The organism is Sulfuriferula thiophila (genome assembly GCF_003864975.1).
GTDB lineage: Bacteria > Pseudomonadota > Gammaproteobacteria > Burkholderiales > Sulfuriferulaceae > Sulfuriferula > Sulfuriferula thiophila.
The window spans coordinates 43,144-59,972 of record NZ_BHGL01000003.1; the positions used below are offsets into that span (position 1 = coordinate 43,144).

The following is a 16,829-nucleotide window of genomic DNA, read 5'->3' on the forward strand; positions in this document are numbered from 1 at the left end:
ATACCCTGTAATAATTCATCTTACAGCCTTAAACTTACACTTAAATCCATGAATTTGAAAGCATTTGACATTAAGATAAGAATATCTGTATATTATGGAATACAAATATTTAGCCCTGTATCTAGAAAGCCTAGCCATGCGCATCAACTTACCCGTTACCAATAATGAATACGAGCTGGATTCCGAACGCTCCATCGTTTCCAAAACCGATCTTGCCGGCAATATCACTTATGTGAACCCGTATTTTTGCGAAGTCAGCGGATATAGCCCGGATGAGCTGCTGGGCTCACCGCATAATATATTGCGCCATCCGGATATGCCCAGCGAAGCCTTTGCCGATATGTGGCAGACCCTCAAATCAGGTTTGCCGTGGACCGGCCTGGTCAAGAACCGTTGCAAGAACGGGAATTTCTACTGGGTCAAGGCCAACGCTACTCCGATCCGGGAAAACGGTAAGGTAGTCGGCTACATGTCGGTGCGCACCAAACCCGCCCGCGCTGTCATCGAGGCCACTGCACCCATTTATCAGCAATTCAGCGACAATCAGGCGCAGGGCCTGAAAGTCTATCGCGGCGAAGTCGTCAGCACCGGCCTGACGGGCGCCATTACCCGCTTGCGCACTACCTCATTATCAACCCGCGTACATGTCAGTGCCGCGCTGATCATCCTGTTTGCCGCAATCGCCTACGCTCTGCCTAATCTGCTTGGCAGTCAAAGTCAGACATGGCCTCTGGCTGCCACGTTGATGGCCGTAGCCATCGCCATACAGCTATGGATATACCTGATTCATCAGGTAGCACAACCATTAACACAAGCCACTCACATTGCTCGCGCTATCGCCGGGGGCGACCTAACAGTCAAGTTTCACTCTACCCGGCATGATGATGCCGGACTGTTGCTTCAGGCGCTGGAGCAGATGAACGTCAATCTGGTTTCCATCATCGGTGATGTACGCAGCAATGTGGCCACTATCAATAGCGGTGCACATGAAATTGCTGCCGGTAATATGGATTTGTCCAGCCGCACCGAATCGCAGGCTTCCAGCCTGGAAGAAACCGCAGCCAGCATGGAGCAGTTCGCCTCTACGGTTAAAGGCAATGCCAGCAATGCGCAGCAGGCCAGCAAATTGGCCGAAGCGGCATCGGTTGTGGCGGTCAAAGGCGGGGAGATGGTCAGTCAGGTAGGCCATACCATGGACGGCATCAGTACTTCCGCCCACAAGATTTCCGACATTATCGGCCTGATCAATGGCATCGCCTTCCAGACCAATATCCTCGCGCTCAATGCTGCAGTCGAAGCGGCCCGCGCTGGCGAACAGGGGCGAGGCTTTGCCGTGGTTGCAACTGAAGTGCGCACACTGGCACAACGCTCGGCGGCAGCCGCCAAGGAAATCAAAGTACTGATAGATGAATCCGCCAGCAAAGTGGATGAAGGCAACAAGCTGGTGGCGGACACCAAAGCCACGGTAGCCGAGATTGTCGATTCCGTGCAGAAAGTTGCCCAGATCATCCGGGAAATCAGCACCGCCAGCCGCGAACAAGGCATCGGCGTTGATCAGGTCAATCAGGCCATTAATGAAATGGATCGGATTACCCAGCAGAATTCGGCTCTGGTTGAAGAGGCTGCCGTGGCCGCTGCAAATCTATCGGAACAGGCCAATGAACTGGCCTTGGCAGTCAGTGTGTTCAAATTTGACCGCAGACTGGTTGTTAAACAGCTAAAACCCGTACCAAAACGACAGAGCCCGCAATCCAGAGCACTGCCACGCGCCGCTCCGGCACTCAGACTAAAACACTAAGGAAGCACTGATGATGTATCTGTAGCAGACGATTTTGTTGTCATCCTCTGGAATATTTCCCGTTATCACCATGCTGACATATCTGACCATAACATTACTCGGCCTGCTGATGCTGAGCTGGATTAGCATTTACCGCTACCAGACCAAGCACTATCAGGCTAATCGCAATCAGTTAATTGCCGAGCGCGTGTTCGACACCGCAACTGAAGCCATCATGGTCACCGACGCCAATGCCAATATCGTCGCAGTGAACTCCGCTTTCTGCCGTATCACCGGCTTTAGTGAGCTCGATGTGCTGGGGAAAAATCCGCGGCTGCTCAGTTCGGGCCGGCATGAGCGGGCACATTATCAGTCTGTGTGGCGGATACTATTGAGCGAAGGTACGTGGGCGGGAGAAATCTGGAACCGGCGTAAGAACGGCGAAACTTTTCCCGAATGGCAAACGATCAGCGCCATCAAAGATGCCAGCGGCAAACTCATTAACTACATTTCCGTGTTTTCCGACATCAGCAGCATACGCCATGCACAGGCCAGGATAGAAGACCTGTCCTGGCGTGACCCGCTGACCGGACTGGCTAACCGCGCCCTGTTTCTCAATCGGCTGGAGCAGGCGCAAGCTAACGCGGTGCGCGAAAATTTAATCGCCTATGTGTTATTGCTGGATATCGATCGTTTTAAAAACGTCAATGAAGCCTATGGCCTGATTACCGGCGATGCCATCCTCAAGACCGTTGCCGAACAGTTTGAGCGGATATTGCGCACAGAAGACGTACTGGCACGACTGGATTCAGACGTATTTGCATTGCTGCTGCCCTGCCAGACCGCTGATCGTGCCGCATCCGGCCACGAGATCATGGTCGTCGCTGAAAAGCTGCGCGGCCTGCTGCGCAATGGTATTGAAGTCGAGGACAGGCTAATCCATCTGGATGCCGGTATCGGCATCAGCATGATCACCGCTGCATCACATGACACCGCGCTCAATGTACTGCATCACGCCGAAATCGCCATGCGCCAGACCAAAACGGCAGATAGCAACCGGGTTATTTTCTTTGAGGTGGAAATGGGTAAAACCATCATGCACCTCTATCAACTCGAACAGGAACTGCATCAGGCTGTAGCACATCAGCAACTGCGTCTGTACCTGCAGCCCCAGGTCAATGCCAGCGGCATACAAGTCGGCGCTGAAGCACTGGTACGCTGGCAACACCCCGAGCGCGGACTGATAGTGCCTGTGGTATTCATCGCACTGGCAGAAACGTCTGATCTGATTGTGGCGATAGACCGCTGGATGATGGCCAGCGTGTGCCAGCTACTGGCCCAGCTCAAAGCTCAGGGTTATCCGTTGCGCATCTCGCTCAATGTCAGTCCGCGGCACTTCCGCCGTGCAGATTTTGTCGATGAAATCAAGCTGCAGCTAGCCCGCACTGGCGCGGATGCCTCGCATCTGGTACTGGAAATAACGGAAGGGCTGGTCATAGGCAATATCGAACAGGCGATTGCCAAAATGCATCAGTTGAAAGCACTGGGCATACACTTTTCCATGGACGACTTCGGTACCGGCTATTCCAGCCTGTCACACTTGAAACGCCTGCCGATTCAGGAACTGAAAATCGACAAGAGTTTTATCGATGACGTCACTACCGATTCCAATGCGGCAGTACTGGTGGAAACCATACTCTCGGTGGCGCGCCACCTGAATTTACAGGTTGTAGCTGAAGGCATAGAAACCCAGGCCCAGGTGGATTTCCTCAACCAGCATGGCAAGGTCATCCATCAGGGCTATCTGTTTGGTCGCCCGCAACCCGTTGAGACATGGTTAAGCAATCTGACAAATGCCGGCTCAAACCTGCGGCATTTGCCGGTAATAAGCAAAATCCGCTAACGCCAGCAGTTCCCGATCACCCTTGCTGTCACCATAGGCGTACAGCGTATACGCATCGCGCTCGCCGAGCAATTCAAGCAAGCGGCGGGTTTTCTCGGCACCGTAACAATTAGCGCCGGCAAGCTGGCCGGTATAGCTACCCCCTGCCATAGCCAGCTGCGAACCGATCACCTCGTCAACACCCACCGATTGTGCCCATGGCCGTAAATAACACTCCAGCGAAGCACTGACAATCACGCAGCGATGCCCCTGCTGCTGATGCCAGCGCAAGCGCGCCAAGGCGCTGGCACGAATACGGTCCGGCAGTTGCCGCGTAGCAAACTCCTGCGCCACCTGCTGCATCTGCTGCACATCCTGCCCGCTTAAAAATGCTGCCAGCACCCGCGCTTTGGCGTGGTGGTTTTTCACCAGCCCCAGGCCATAACCCAGCAATACCGGCGCAAGTCCCAGCATGCGCTGGGCATACACCCTGTCACCCGCCAGCGCACGCAGAAACGGCAGGAAGCTGTCGCGATGGGTCAGCGTTCCGTCAAAATCAAAAGCGGCAACCACCGGCTTGTTCATAATTTCAGCCGTTTAAATACCAACTCGGGAATGGATTTGATGATCAGCATGATATAACGCCAGAACCACGGCAGATAAATCACGTCGGCAGATTTCCCCAGTGCCTGCGCGATGCGTTCACCGATATATTGCGGCGAGGCCACCAGAAATAAACCGGGCATGCCGTAGGTCATCGCCGTATCGACAAAGCCCGGTTTCACCGTGATCACGCGCACGCCGCTGGCAAACAGTCGGTTGCGCAAACCTTGCAGATACAAGCTCAATGCACCCTTGGCCGCGCCATAAGTATAGTTGCTCTGCCGACCACGATCGCCGGCCACCGAGCTGATGCCGATGATGAAACCTTGCTTGCGTGCTTCCAGATAACTGGCACAGTGACTGAGGATGGACGCGGCAGCAGTGAAATTGACCAGTATCACTTCTGCACCCACGCTAAAATCACGTGCAGCCTGTTGGTCACCCAGATGCCCAAGCGCCAGCACCACACCATGCATCTCACCCATTTCCGCAATCGCCTGAGTGAAGAACTGAGCGTGGCTGGCCAGGTCTTCGGCGCGAAACACGCCGCTGGCAGCTTTGATCTGATAGCGGATGGCAAGATCAGCCGCAATCCGGCCAAGCTCATCGGCATTGCGCCCGGCCAGATACAGGTCAAAGCCCTGTGCCGCAAATGCCGCAGCCGTGGCACGGGCGATAGCCGAAGTGGCACCGAGAATGAGTACGGTTTTAGCCATGCGTTAACTCCAATCGGCTCGACAGACTGGACTGGAAGCGCTGCAGCGGATCAATCTCCTGCTTGAGCGCCAGCCATTCGGCATGGCGCGGGTACATAATGCGGAATTTCTGTGGCGTCAGCACTGCATCTTTCGCCAGATACACGCGGCCGCCATGCTGCAACACGATTTCATCCAGACTGCGCAACAACGCAAACACACCGTCATCACGTAATGGAATGTCCAGCGCCAGGGTATAACCCGCCATAGCAAACGACAGCAGCCCTTGATTTTGCGCACCCAGCCGCTTCAGTACCGCCAGGAACGATGGCCGCCGACTTTGCGACAGCGCCTGCAACAACGCGGTCACTGCTGCGAATGCACCGCTGTCCGGGATCACGCACTGATACTGCACAAAACCGCGCTTGCCGTACAAGCGGTTCCAGTGTGCAATGCTGTCCAGCGGGTAGAAATACTCGGAATAATGCGCAAAAAATGGCTCGGTCTTGTGGCCCTGCTGCCGGTAATAAACCGCATTAAACAGTTTTACGCTCAACGGATTCAACGCCAGCGCCGGCAAATCGAAAGGCATGGCACGCGCTTTTTTCAGCTTGGCCGGTTGGCGCAATGCGACTGGCAGGTCGTCCTGTGCGGCATGATGACCGCACATCAGCACGCTGCGCCCCAAGTCGTTGCCGCTGGCCAGGCAATCTATCCACGCCACACTGTATTTATCGTCAAGCGCAGGGGCAGCAAATAACGCGAACGTCTCCGCCAGATTAGCCGCCGCGTGATGACGCACTTGCACATACGGACTGCTGACTGGAATAAGCTGCAAGCTCACTTCGCCAATGACGCCGGTCAGGCCCATACCGCCCACTGTTGCCCAGAACAGCGCCGCATTTTGCGTAGCCGAACACGTTACCCGACTGCCATCTGCCAGGATCAGTTCAATTGCGATGACGTGCTGACTAAAAGCGCCGTCATGATGATGATTCTTGCCGTGCACATCCGCCGCGACGCAACCGCCCAATGACACGAATTGCGTGCCCGGTGTCACCGGCAGAAACCAGCCCTGCGGCACGATCACCGCCAGTATTTCTGCCAGCGTCACGCCAGCTTCGGCACGCAATATGCCGGTGGCAGTATCGAATGCCAGCAGACGGTTGACGCGCTCGGTCAGGATCACCCGCTTGCCCAGCGCGGCGTCGCCGTAACTGCGCCCTTGCCCGCGCGCGATCTGCTGTTCCGCTACAGGGCGCAGATCCTGATAACGCTCGGGCCGTACCTGCTCGCAGAGCTCGACCGGATAGCGTCCCCACCCTGACAACGGGCGGCTTAAAGTGGGTATGGATGAAGTGCTCACAGTTTCCTTAATCAACGCGGGCAACTTGCGCCGGCAAAATATTTATCGCAAAAATAACATGAAGCATGTGGCAGAAAATCCGGGATACGGTAATAGTGGTCACGCACTTGCGTCAGTATGCCGTCCCGATAAGCCTCGTAATTAAAATCATAGCCCAAGGTCAGATAAAACACCGCATCGCGCACTCGCAGCTGGCGCACCTCGACTTTGGCGAAATACGGAGTGTATTTCGCCAGCTCCGGCGGCGACTTATCAATGGTCAGAATGTTGCGCCCCGCCATCTGCCGGAAATCGGTATTCATGTCATCCTGGCGGGCATGCTGCGAGCCGGGGCCATAGACAAAGAATTCCTTGCCAGCATGATAGGAAATGATGGCTGAATTGGAATAGCCATCCGTCGCCATCAGGAAATCCCGCTCATACGGCTGCAATGCCGCCAGCACTTCATCGTTATGCATCAGGAACACGTAGCCGCTATACAGCTTTTTGCTATGCTGCCACGCCGAGGCCGGTGCCGCGAGCAGGCCGACGATGATCAGCAGGTGCACGACAGTAAACCACGCCATAAATTTCGCAGTTTTGACCAGTTGCGGCAAAGTCAAATGCAGCGCCAGCAACAGGTAGAAGAACGGATAAAACGCCAGCACCCAATGCAGTCCGATGGTCTTCTTCAATGACAGCAGCAGGAAAAATCCGATCGGCACCCAGAATGCGAAGGCATACAGCCTGAATTCCGGCTGCACAAACGGTTTGGCCGCGCCACGTTGCCGCCACCAGTAGTACACGATAGGCGGCGTCATCAGATACAGCGTGGTGCCCAGATAAGTCAGCACTTCTTTATAGGAAAACTGCGCGCCTTCGTTGCGGTTGTACAGGTTAAACAGGATGTTGTCCCAGCAGTGCGTGTAATTCCAGTACACGTTCACGGCGACGAACGGCATCGCCGCCAGCACCAATAGCAGGAAGCCCAGCCAGCGCTGTTTGCGTTGCGGGGTGAACAGGAAATACGCCAGATAGGCCAGTCCCAGCAGCACTGCAAAATACTTGGACAAAAATGCCAGCCCCAGCGCCGCACCGGAAAGCAAGTACCAGCCCAGATGATTGTGCTGCAACGCGCGTACCAGCGCATACACCGACACAAACACAAACAATATCAGCGGCGTATCCGTGGTAATCAGCACGTCCATGATATTGACCGGCGAAATCAGGAAGATCATCGCCACCAGCGCCGCCCGATTGACATCCAGCGGCTTGAGCAGGCGGTAGATACCCATACCGATCGCCGTGGAAAACAGTACTGCCGGCAGGCGCATCAGCAATTCACTGTCACCGAACCAGCGCATCGCATACAGTATCCATCCCACCATGGGCGGGTGATCGTAATAACCAAAATCGAGGTGCTTTGCCCAGATGATGAAGTACGCCTCATCCCCCGACATCGGCAGAAAAAACGCCAGGGCGAGTTTAATAATGAGCGTAAGGAAAAGTGTGCGTTGATAAGCGGTTTGCAGGTTCATGCAGCAATTTTACCTCAACCTAATACTGCGCATTCGGGTTAAAATAAGATTTTTAATTAACCTCACGGAGCCGTCATGAGCGATCAGGAACCACAAGCAGTTTTTGCCATTGAAAAACTATACGTCAAAGATGCTTCAGTCGAAGTGCCTAACGCACCGCATATTTTCCTGGAACGCGAAGCGCCGGAAATCGACGTACAGTTAGCCACGCAAAGCGCCCCTGTCGCTGAAGATGTGTACGAAACTACCCTCACCGCTACCGTGACCGCCAAAATCGGCGAGAACGTCATGTTCCTGATTGAAGTCGCTCAATCTGGCATCTTCCGCATTGCCCAGATCCCTGCTGACCAGTTGAATGCTGTATTAGGCATAGGTTGCCCGAATATCGTGTTCCCGTATTTGCGTGAGACTGTTTCCGATCTGACCACCCGCGCAGGTTTCCCGCCGGTGATCCTGAACCCGGTTAATTTTGAAGCCATGTACATGCAGCAGCAACAGCAGCAAGCCAACGAAGCCGGCACCACGCACTAAGCCGGCATGATGCAACGCTTACTTCTGTCCATACTCCTGCTGGCGGCATTGCCGGCACAGGCGCTGGATTTCCGCTCTACTGCGAATCCGGCAGCCATCCTGTATGACGCACCATCAACAGCAGCTAGCCGACTGTTCGTGCTGAGCAAGGGCTATCCGCTGGAAGTCGTGGTCAGCGTAGCTGGCTGGGCAAAAGTACGGGACAGCAGTGGCGCCATGGCGTGGATCGAAACCACGCAACTTTCATCCACGCACACCATCGTCGTGCGCAATGCTACCCAGATTCATACGCAGGCTCAGGACACCGCGCCGATCAGCGCGCAGGTGGCCGCAGGGGTGATACTTGAATGGCTGGAGAACACCAGCGGCGGCTGGGCCAAGGTACGCCTGCCCGACCAGTCTGTCGGCTATATCAAACTTACTGAGGTGTGGGGCGCATGAATATTGCCGTACTCGGTGCTGGTGCATGGGGAACCGCATTGGCGGTCAGTTTTGCCAAACACCATGAAGTCACCTTATGGGCACGCAACCCGGCACAGGTTGCCGCGATGCAGGCCAGCCACACCAATACCCGCTATTTACCCGGCGTCACCTTGCCAGAACAACTCACCGTATCGGCCGACCTTGCCGCCACCGTTGCAGTAGCCGATGTCGTCATCGTCGCCACGCCAAGCGGTGCGTTCCGCAGCATACTCAAGAGCATTGCCGATCAGGTGGCATACACCCCGGTGATCTGGGTATGCAAAGGGTTTGAAGCCGGCACTATGAAATTGCCGCACCAGGTTGCCGAAGAAACTCTGCCGGCCACTACACCGCGCGGCGTCTTGTCCGGCCCCAGCTTTGCCCAGGAAGTCGCAGCCGGGTTGCCCACTGCACTTACTCTGGCCAGCCAGAACCCTGCCGCATTATGCGTCGCCAGCCTGCTGCATGAACACCACTTGCGGGTTTACACCAGCACTGATGTCATCGGCGTCGAGGTCGGCGGCGCAGTCAAAAATGTCATCGCTATCGCCGCCGGCATTTCCGACGGCCTGCACTTCGGCTACAACGCCCGTGCCGCGCTGATTGCGCGTAGCCTGGCGGAAATGACCCGGCTCGGCCATGCCCTGGGCGGCCAAACCGAAACCTTTATGGGGCTCACCGGCATGGGCGATCTCATCCTCACCGCCATGGCCGATCTGTCGCGCAACCGCCAGGTCGGGTTACGCCTGGCCGCCGGCATGAGTCTGGAAGCCATCCTGCGCGATCTCGGCCACATTGCCGAAGGCGTCACCACGGCGCGTGAAGTCGATCAACTGGCACAGCAACTCGGCGTGGATATGCCCATCGTGCACGCGGTATGCCAGATACTGTATCAGGGTATGGCACCTAAAACCGCGGTGGAATCGCTGCTCAATCGCGAACCCAAAGCCGAAGTTCTGCAATAACACAGCGCCGTCGACAAGCGAACCATAGCTGCCGAAATAAAAATAACCGCAACAATCCGGCAAACAAAACCTGTGTAGAATCGCAATTATAAAAATCAAAGGGGGGATGCAGCATGCCGCATAGACTGTACGATTTAGCATTTTCAGGTATCGCCGAAGGACAAGACCCGGAGCAGGCAAAAGCCGCATTTGCCAAGCTATTCGGGGTGGGTCAGGACAAGGTTGAACAGGTATTCAGTTCAGGCAGGAAAAGCATCCTGAAATCCAAAGTCGATTTCACCACGGCGGAGAAATACATTGCCCGCCTGGCCAGCATAGGCATTATCCTGAGCAAACACCCGATAGAGGCCAGCCTGACCGACGCAGCGGCATTAACACTGACACCCGCCGCCGCTCCGCGCCCAGACCCTGTCACCCCTGCACCAACCGCTCCCGAAAACACATTCAGCAGCGCGCCACCCACGACCGTGCAGGGCAATGCTAACGCAGGCATCCAGCCACCACGGCGCATCGCCTTCGAGTTTAGCGGTAAGGGTTTCGAATACTTCAAAATCTGGATCGTCAATATCCTCCTCAGCATCGTCACGTTGGGCATCTATTCCGCCTGGGCCAAAGTGCGTAACAAACAGTATTTCTACGGCAACACCTCGCTAGATGCCACCCGCTTCGAGTACACCGCCCAGCCGTTAAAAATCCTGAAAGGCCGCCTGATCGCCGTTGCGTTCTATATCGCCTACTCCATGTCTGCGCATGTTTCACCCATACTCTCACTGGTACTGGGCTTGCTGCTCATGCTGTTCATGCCATGGATTATTGTCAATTCGCTGAAATTCAACGCACGCCATACCAGCTATCGCAACATTAACTTCCGCTTTGTTGGCACTATAGGCGGTGCGATCAAATACTACATACTATGGCCCATGCTCGGCATGCTGTCACTGGGTATCCTGCTGCCATTTGCCTGGAAGAAACAGGCTAACTACGTCACCAGCAACCACCTGTATGGCAGCACCCCGTTCAGCTTTGATGTCAGCGCAAAAGCCTACTACAAAATGCTGCTGATGCTGCTGGCTGGCACTGTCGTTTTCTTCATCGCCATGTTTGTCTATTTCAAAATGTATGCCGGTCTGACCATGACCGGTCTGGGGCACAAACCGTCATTAAGCGCTCTGATCCCGATCGGCATCGCCTACATGGCCTTTTACTTGTCGCTGGGCGCCTATTTCATGGTGTCCATGGCCAACATTCATTTCAATAACACGCAATTGCAAACGCACCGTTTTGCTTCCAACTGGACAACGCCTGGTTACGCCTGGCTGCTGTTCACCAACACCCTGGGCATACTGTGCACGCTGGGCTTATTCATTCCCTTTGCCAAAGTGCGCACGGCCGCCTACAAGGCTGCACACACGTCATTACTGGTCAGCGGCGATCTGGAAGGATTTATCAGCGCCGAAAAAGAACAATCGCATGCACTGGCCGAAGGGGTGCACGATATTTTTGATCTCGATATCAGCTGGTGATGAATGTGAATGCAGAAATGACGGTGCTACACGGCTACTGGTTAAATGGCAAAACATCGGCCCCTGCTGCCGTGTCGCTGCAGGTCGATGCTAACGGACTGGTCAGCGTCATAAATCAGACTGATAACAGCCTGCTGTTGCAGACCGCGTTCTCTGCACTCAAAATTTCATCGCGCCTGGGCAATACCCCGCGCTTTATCGAATTTGCCGGCGGCGAGAAATTTGAAACGCTGGACAACCAGCAAGTGGATGAATTACTGCGCCAGCACCGCCCTTCCGTGTTCAACACCCTGGCGCACCAACTGGAATCCCATATCCAGTTTGTCGCGCTGACCCTCGTCTGCGTGGTAGCCTTGACCTGGCTAGGCGTTATGTACGGCGTCCCTGCCGCCAGCAAAGCGATTGCCTACCGGTTGCCGCAGAACGCCTTGAGTCTGGCATCCTCCGAAACACTGGCACTGCTGGACAAAACCCACCTCGCGCCAACCCGGCTGACACCCGCTGTACAAACCCGCATACTGCACCATTTCGCCCCCGCTATTCGCGAAAACGCCCAGTTACACATACAGGTCGTGTTTCGTGATGGCGGCGATCTGGGTGCCAATGCATTTGCCCTGCCCGATGGCACCATCGTCTTTACTGATGACATGGTTCAGCTCGCTGCCAATGATGATGAACTGATTGCCGTGCTCGCTCACGAAATCGGTCACGTAAAATACCGGCATGCCCTACGCTCAGCGATCCAGGGCTCATCCATCGGCTTTCTGGTGACGATGCTGACCGGCGACATGTCCGCCGCTTCCAGCGCACTGGCTACGTTACCGGTGGTGTTAACCAACATGTCCTACTCACGCGATTTTGAACGCGAAGCCGACCACAATGCATTAACCTATCTGGATAGCCATCATATCCCGCGTCATGTATTTGTGGATCTGATGGAACGCGTTACCTACAACGCCCACTGTGATGCGCTACTGCGCATAGAACAGGGCAGCAAACCCGCACCCGCGCAAAAGCCCGCCATCGCCGGCAATACCACACTGACGCCGGAGCGCAAAGCCCAATGCGACAAATTAATCGCCGCTGACAAAACGGAACATCCAGCCATTCTGGATTATTTCTCCAGCCACCCGGCGACCGCAGAACGCTTGCAGCAATTCAAACTGTAGCGGTACAGAAACACGCCCACGGGCGTTGGGAAGACTTCTGCAGTCTATGCAAATTTTGCATAGACTGCATCATGCTCTAGCTCGCCTTCCCTAAACAAGATGAATTTAATGTCAACTAACAAGACATATCTTTTTTTAAGACATTTTTATGTCTTAAACTTTACATCAAACCAGCTTGATCAACCGCATCTTGAAGCTGCGCCCCTTGATATTGCCCGAACTGAGGCGCGCAAATGCCTGATCGACAATATGCCGATCCAGCGCGACATAGGTAACGAATTCAAACACGTTGATTTTGCCCACCTGCTCTTTTTTCAAGCCCACATCGCCGGTCAACGCACCCAGAATATCGCCCGGCCGCACTTTGTCCTTTTTGCCGCCCATCATGAATAGCGTGACCATCGGTGCCTGTAGCGGCGGGCCGTCTGCCGGGGTCAGTTCAGCCAGATCAAACCAGTTGGCCGGGCTGCCCTGATAATCCTCGATCAGCTTGACCCACTTGAGCTCGTTCGACGTCGCCAGGTTCAGCACCAGACCTTGCGCTTCGCCACGTCCGGTACGACCGATACGATGGATATGCACTTCTGCATCACGGGTGACATCGACGTTAATGACTGCGCTCAGGGTCTGGATATCCAGCCCGCGCGCGGCCACGTCGGTCGCTACCAGCACGGAGCAGCTCTGGTTGGCAAACAGCACCAGCACTTCATCGCGCTCACGCTGTAACAAATCGCCATGCAGCGCCAGCGCGGAAAACCCCTGCGCACGCAACTCCTCGGCCAGCTCATTGCATTGCGCTTTGGTATTGCAGAATGCGAGCGTGGACACCGGTTTAAAATGATTGAGCAGCTTGGCCACTGCCGCATTGCGCTCGTCGTAGCCGACTTCGTAAAAACGTTGTTCGATATGGGTAGCGGCGTGCAACGACTCCACTTTGACTTCAACCGGATCACGCAGAAACAGCTTGCTGGCTTTGCGGATATTATCGGGGTAGGTTGCCGAGAACATCAGCGTCTGCCGGCGGCTCGGGCAGGCGCGCACGATGGCGGTAATTTCATCATAGAAGCCCATATCGACCATGCGATCGGCTTCATCCAGCACCAGCGTCTGCACGGTTGCCAGATTAATACTGCCGCGACCGATATGGTCGAGCATGCGCCCTGGTGTACCGACCACGATATGCGCACCATGCTCCAGCGATGCTACCTGGGGCGCCATCGGCGAGCCGCCACATAAAGTCAGTACTTTGATATTGCTGGCAAAGCGCGCCAGCTGGCGCAACGAAGCGGCTACCTGATCAGCCAGCTCACGGGTCGGGCACAGCACCAGTGCCTGAATCGCAAAGTAGCTCGGATTCAGTTTGTGCAGAATACCGATACCAAACGCAGCCGTTTTGCCGCTACCGGTTTTGGCCTGTGCGATCAAATCGCGCCCGGCCAGTATCTGCGGCAGGCTTTGCGCCTGGATCGGTGTCATTTGCTGATAACCCAACGCCTCCACATTGCTCAAAAACGCCGGCGACAGAGGCAAACTGGAAAAAGAAGTTGTGTTCACGATGATTACCCGCCGACTAAAAGAGCGCAGTCTAACAGGCGCGCTACGCGGCGACCAGCGAGCCGGCTGCACACCCCATTGTAACGTTCTGTTACAACTCGACTCATATTCAGCAACAGATCAATTACATCTGCACTTTATGATGAACTCACTTCCAGCAAATGCTGCAGAAGTTACCCGAACAACATTACATACAGGAGCATGAATATGAGCAAAGCAATCACAACTGGTTTACTGGTAATCGGCTTCATCGGTACCAATGCTGCATTAGCTGACAACTATCACCGTCAAACTAATAACCAGATGCAACACCAGGAACAGCAACGTATCAAGCAAGGTGTGCAATCAGGCAGCCTGACCCGCGAAGAAGCTAAAGGCATGGTTCAGGAACAGAAGCAGATTCGCACCGAAGAACGTGCCTATAAATCCGATGGCCGTTACAGCCCAGCTGAACGTCAGGATGTGCATCAGGATCTGCAGCAAGCCAGCAAGAATATTTATCAGGAAAAGCATGACCGCCAACGCATACCGCGTTGATCGACCAGTTTCACCGGCGGTGAATAATTACCGCCGGATAGCATGATGAGAGGAACGGATGATGAACACACTACATAAACCAACACAACGTAAAAGCGCTTTCGCTGTACTCGTACTGTTAGCCAGCATTGCTACGCCAGCACTGGCTGATAGAGATGATGATGGCTACCGTGGTCGAGGCCACGATGCTCCCCGTTACCAGAGTTATGATCGTGGCGGGCGTGGCGATTGGGGTAGAGAGCATGGATACCGCCATCATGGCCGTGATCGCGATGCCTATTATGTTACACCGTACTATCAGCCACCACGGGTGATTTATGCACCACCACCCGTAGTTTATTACCCTAGCGTACCGTACCGCAGCGGTATTGAAGTACGGTTACTGCAAATGTTCTGATCAGGCCGCCGGACGCATTTGGCGCTGATACAAGAACTCCAATACGCGTGAACGCAGGTGATGGTAATGCGGATCATTAGCCAGCGCCAGGCGGTCACGCGGTTTGGGCAGATCCACCGTCAGGATTTCACCGATGGTCGCAGCCGGGCCATTAGTGAGCATGACGATACGATCCGACAACAATACCGCTTCGTCCACATCGTGGGTCACCATCACCACGGTACTCTGGGTGGCCGCAACAATCTTCATCAGCTCATCCTGCAGATGGGCGCGCGTCAGTGCATCCAGCGCACCGAATGGCTCGTCCATCAGCAACACTTTCGGCTCCATGGCTAAAGCACGGGCAATACCGACACGCTGCTTCATACCACCGGAGATTTCATTCGGGCGCTTATGCTCGGCATGACTCAGGCCGACCAGATTCAGCGCTTCCAGCGTACGCTGCTTGAGCTTGGCCTTGCCTTCCCTGGCACCGAATACTCGCTCTACGCCCAGATAGATATTCTCGTAGCAGGTCAGCCACGGTAACAGGCTGTGGTTTTGAAACACCACCGCGCGCTCCGGCCCCGGCCCTTTGATCTCACGGCCGGCACACAACGCCGCGCCTTCGGTAGCATCCTGCAAACCGGCAATAATATTAAGCAGCGTGGATTTACCACAACCGGAGTGCCCGATCAGGGTAAAAAACTGGCCCTGATCTATGCTCAGGTTGATATCGCGCAGTGCATGATATACGCCTTTTTTAGTGGTGAATTTCACATCCACATTATCTAACTGTACAAACTTTTCCATTTGAATTGCTCCTGCCAATTGTTTGATGTTCGGTTATCGCGGAAAAACAATTTGTCCACAAAATACACGAAAATCACGAAATAAATCAATATACTAAACTGATTAAGCCATTCATTTTTTCAGCGAGTTATCGATACTCTGACATTCCGGATCTGTTCGCGTTTTTCGTGCCTTTCGTGGACATGGGTCGCTCTTAAAGTTATTCGTAGCTGAAGCGTTTGGCAACCCACACCAACATTTGCTCTAGCAGCAGCCCGATAATACCCACCACAAAAATCGCGATAATGATGTGTTCGACGTTGAGGTTATTCCACTCATCCCACACCCAGAAACCGATACCGACACCGCCGGTCAGCATTTCCGCCGCCACGATCACCAGCCAGGCCACGCCGATGGCGAGGCGCACGCCGGTCAATACATGCGGCAACACAGCCGGGAACAGGATACGGGTGAACACTTTCCATTCCGACAAATTCAGTACGCGGGCGACGTTGAGGTAATCCTGTGGCACCTGACGTACGCCGACCGCAGTGTTCAGTATCATCGGCCAGATACTGGAGATATAGATCACCCAGATGGAAGCGGGCTCGGCTTTATGCAGCACCAGCAGGCCGATAGGCAGCCAGGCCAGCGGCGACACCGGACGTAACAGGCTGATGATAGGCGCGGTCATTGCTGCCAGAAATTTGAAACGACCGATCATGAAACCAAGCGGTATGCCGATCAACGCGGCCAGGCCGAAACCGATACCGACGCGGTATAACGAATACAGTATATTCCAGCCGATACCCTGATCATTCGGGCCTTTGTTATAGAACGGATCGGCGAACAACAGTTTGGCTGATTCCCAGGTCTTGGCCGGGCCTGGCAAATTGGTAGTCTCTTGTGCAATGAATGCCCACAGTCCGATAAAGGCAATAATTCCCAACACAGGCGGGATCACCCAGCGCGCAAAATCGCCGAGTTTTTCTTTTATATCCAATTTAGGTTTGGCCATGATAATTTTCGCTGGTTCAGGTTGAGTCACTGCTGCCTCTGGTGTCTCTACGGTCGAGCCGG

General features: G+C 54.6%; 16 protein-coding genes. 9 read left to right on the plus strand and 7 right to left on the minus strand.

The window, feature by feature from the left end:
• Positions 1-94 precede the first annotated feature (94 nt).
• Together EJE49_RS14340 and EJE49_RS01340 are read left to right on the plus strand one after the other, a co-directional pair.
• Positions 95-1,798, plus strand: coding sequence for a methyl-accepting chemotaxis protein (locus tag EJE49_RS14340; RefSeq protein WP_275540751.1), 1,704 nt, complete (start codon positions 95-97; stop codon positions 1,796-1,798).
• A 70-nt stretch (positions 1,799-1,868) separates the two neighbouring features.
• Positions 1,869-3,680, plus strand: a complete 1,812-nt coding sequence (locus EJE49_RS01340; RefSeq protein WP_124948607.1) for a putative bifunctional diguanylate cyclase/phosphodiesterase — start codon at positions 1,869-1,871, stop codon at positions 3,678-3,680.
• Here EJE49_RS01340 and EJE49_RS01345 read toward each other — a convergent pair.
• Genes EJE49_RS01345 through EJE49_RS01360 form a run of 4 tightly spaced genes read right to left on the minus strand, consistent with a single transcriptional unit; the run spans position 3,639 to position 7,840 of the window.
• Complete coding sequence (locus EJE49_RS01345; protein WP_124948608.1) at positions 3,639-4,244, minus strand: HAD-IB family hydrolase; 606 nt, start codon at positions 4,242-4,244, stop codon at positions 3,639-3,641. The genes EJE49_RS01340 and EJE49_RS01345 overlap by 42 nt on opposite strands.
• Complete coding sequence (locus EJE49_RS01350) at positions 4,241-4,978, minus strand: SDR family oxidoreductase (protein WP_124948609.1); 738 nt, start codon at positions 4,976-4,978, stop codon at positions 4,241-4,243. Before EJE49_RS01350 ends, EJE49_RS01345 begins: the two co-directional genes overlap by 4 nt.
• Positions 4,971-6,323, minus strand: a complete 1,353-nt coding sequence (locus EJE49_RS01355; RefSeq protein ID WP_223246686.1) for an FAD-binding oxidoreductase — start codon at positions 6,321-6,323, stop codon at positions 4,971-4,973. The genes EJE49_RS01350 and EJE49_RS01355 overlap by 8 nt, the downstream gene beginning before the upstream one ends.
• A gap of 11 nt (positions 6,324-6,334) precedes the next feature.
• On the minus strand, positions 6,335-7,840 hold the full coding sequence (locus EJE49_RS01360) for a glycosyltransferase family 39 protein (protein WP_124948610.1): 1,506 nt from the start codon (positions 7,838-7,840) through the stop codon (positions 6,335-6,337).
• Between the two features lie 75 nt (positions 7,841-7,915).
• Between EJE49_RS01360 and secB the strand changes: the two genes are divergently transcribed.
• From secB to EJE49_RS01385, 5 genes are all read left to right on the plus strand, one after another.
• A complete protein-coding gene (secB, locus tag EJE49_RS01365; protein ID WP_124948611.1) occupies positions 7,916-8,371 on the plus strand; it encodes a protein-export chaperone SecB in 456 nt (151 codons plus the stop codon).
• 6 nt (positions 8,372-8,377) lie between these two features.
• Positions 8,378-8,812: an SH3 domain-containing protein gene (locus EJE49_RS01370; RefSeq protein WP_124948612.1), complete on the plus strand. Its 435-nt coding sequence runs from the start codon at positions 8,378-8,380 to the stop codon at positions 8,810-8,812.
• Positions 8,809-9,798 carry an NAD(P)H-dependent glycerol-3-phosphate dehydrogenase gene (locus EJE49_RS01375; protein WP_124948613.1) on the plus strand — a complete coding sequence of 330 codons (990 nt, stop codon included), beginning with the start codon at positions 8,809-8,811 and terminating at the stop codon, positions 9,796-9,798. The genes EJE49_RS01370 and EJE49_RS01375 overlap by 4 nt, the downstream gene beginning before the upstream one ends.
• Positions 9,799-9,911: 113 nt before the next feature.
• Positions 9,912-11,321: a YjgN family protein gene (locus tag EJE49_RS01380; RefSeq protein ID WP_124948614.1), complete on the plus strand. Its 1,410-nt coding sequence runs from the start codon at positions 9,912-9,914 to the stop codon at positions 11,319-11,321.
• Positions 11,321-12,490 carry a M48 family metallopeptidase gene (locus EJE49_RS01385; protein ID WP_189941595.1) on the plus strand — a complete coding sequence of 390 codons (1,170 nt, stop codon included), beginning with the start codon at positions 11,321-11,323 and terminating at the stop codon, positions 12,488-12,490. Before EJE49_RS01380 ends, EJE49_RS01385 begins: the two co-directional genes overlap by 1 nt.
• 165 nt (positions 12,491-12,655) lie before the next feature.
• Here the strand turns inward: EJE49_RS01385 and dbpA are convergent, their stop codons facing one another.
• A complete protein-coding gene (dbpA, locus tag EJE49_RS01390; protein ID WP_124948616.1) occupies positions 12,656-14,044 on the minus strand; it encodes an ATP-dependent RNA helicase DbpA in 1,389 nt (462 codons plus the stop codon).
• Between the two features lie 207 nt (positions 14,045-14,251).
• Here dbpA and EJE49_RS01395 point away from each other — a divergent pair, with 207 nt between their 5' ends.
• Together EJE49_RS01395 and EJE49_RS01400 are read left to right on the plus strand one after the other, a co-directional pair.
• Positions 14,252-14,581, plus strand: a complete 330-nt coding sequence (locus tag EJE49_RS01395) for a hypothetical protein (protein ID WP_124948617.1) — start codon at positions 14,252-14,254, stop codon at positions 14,579-14,581.
• A gap of 58 nt (positions 14,582-14,639) precedes the next feature.
• Positions 14,640-14,978 (plus strand): hypothetical protein, encoded by a 339-nt coding sequence (locus EJE49_RS01400; RefSeq protein ID WP_223246687.1) that lies wholly within the window; start codon positions 14,640-14,642, stop codon positions 14,976-14,978.
• Here the strand turns inward: EJE49_RS01400 and EJE49_RS01405 are convergent, their stop codons facing one another.
• Entirely contained in the window at positions 14,979-15,770 is a 792-nt protein-coding gene (locus EJE49_RS01405) for an ABC transporter ATP-binding protein (protein ID WP_124948619.1), read from the minus strand. It abuts the gene before it with no gap.
• A gap of 199 nt (positions 15,771-15,969) precedes the next feature.
• The gene (ntrB, locus tag EJE49_RS01410; protein WP_223246702.1) at positions 15,970-16,767 is read right to left on the minus strand and encodes a nitrate ABC transporter permease; all 798 of its coding nucleotides are present in this window, start codon (positions 16,765-16,767) and stop codon (positions 15,970-15,972) included.
• Positions 16,768-16,829: the final 62 nt, after the last annotated feature.

Bases quoted from the DNA above. Each gene is read 5' to 3' on its own strand.
- EJE49_RS01370 (WP_124948612.1), top strand. From the start codon at position 8,378: ATGATGCAACGCTTACTTCTGTCCATACTCCTGCTGGCGGCATTGCCG.
- EJE49_RS01385 (WP_189941595.1), top strand. From the start codon at position 11,321: ATGAATGTGAATGCAGAAATGACGGTGCTACACGGCTACTGGTTAAAT.
- EJE49_RS01375 (WP_124948613.1), top strand. From the start codon at position 8,809: ATGAATATTGCCGTACTCGGTGCTGGTGCATGGGGAACCGCATTGGCG.
- EJE49_RS01340 (WP_124948607.1), top strand. From the start codon at position 1,869: ATGCTGACATATCTGACCATAACATTACTCGGCCTGCTGATGCTGAGC.
- EJE49_RS01345 (WP_124948608.1), bottom strand. From the start codon at position 4,244: ATGAACAAGCCGGTGGTTGCCGCTTTTGATTTTGACGGAACGCTGACC.
- EJE49_RS01360 (WP_124948610.1), bottom strand. From the start codon at position 7,840: ATGAACCTGCAAACCGCTTATCAACGCACACTTTTCCTTACGCTCATT.
- ntrB (WP_223246702.1), bottom strand. From the start codon at position 16,767: ATGGCCAAACCTAAATTGGATATAAAAGAAAAACTCGGCGATTTTGCG.
- EJE49_RS01350 (WP_124948609.1), bottom strand. From the start codon at position 4,978: ATGGCTAAAACCGTACTCATTCTCGGTGCCACTTCGGCTATCGCCCGT.
- EJE49_RS01405 (WP_124948619.1), bottom strand. From the start codon at position 15,770: ATGGAAAAGTTTGTACAGTTAGATAATGTGGATGTGAAATTCACCACT.
- secB (WP_124948611.1), top strand. From the start codon at position 7,916: ATGAGCGATCAGGAACCACAAGCAGTTTTTGCCATTGAAAAACTATAC.
- EJE49_RS01395 (WP_124948617.1), top strand. From the start codon at position 14,252: ATGAGCAAAGCAATCACAACTGGTTTACTGGTAATCGGCTTCATCGGT.
- EJE49_RS01400 (WP_223246687.1), top strand. From the start codon at position 14,640: ATGATGAACACACTACATAAACCAACACAACGTAAAAGCGCTTTCGCT.
- EJE49_RS01380 (WP_124948614.1), top strand. From the start codon at position 9,912: ATGCCGCATAGACTGTACGATTTAGCATTTTCAGGTATCGCCGAAGGA.
- EJE49_RS14340 (WP_275540751.1), top strand. From the start codon at position 95: ATGGAATACAAATATTTAGCCCTGTATCTAGAAAGCCTAGCCATGCGC.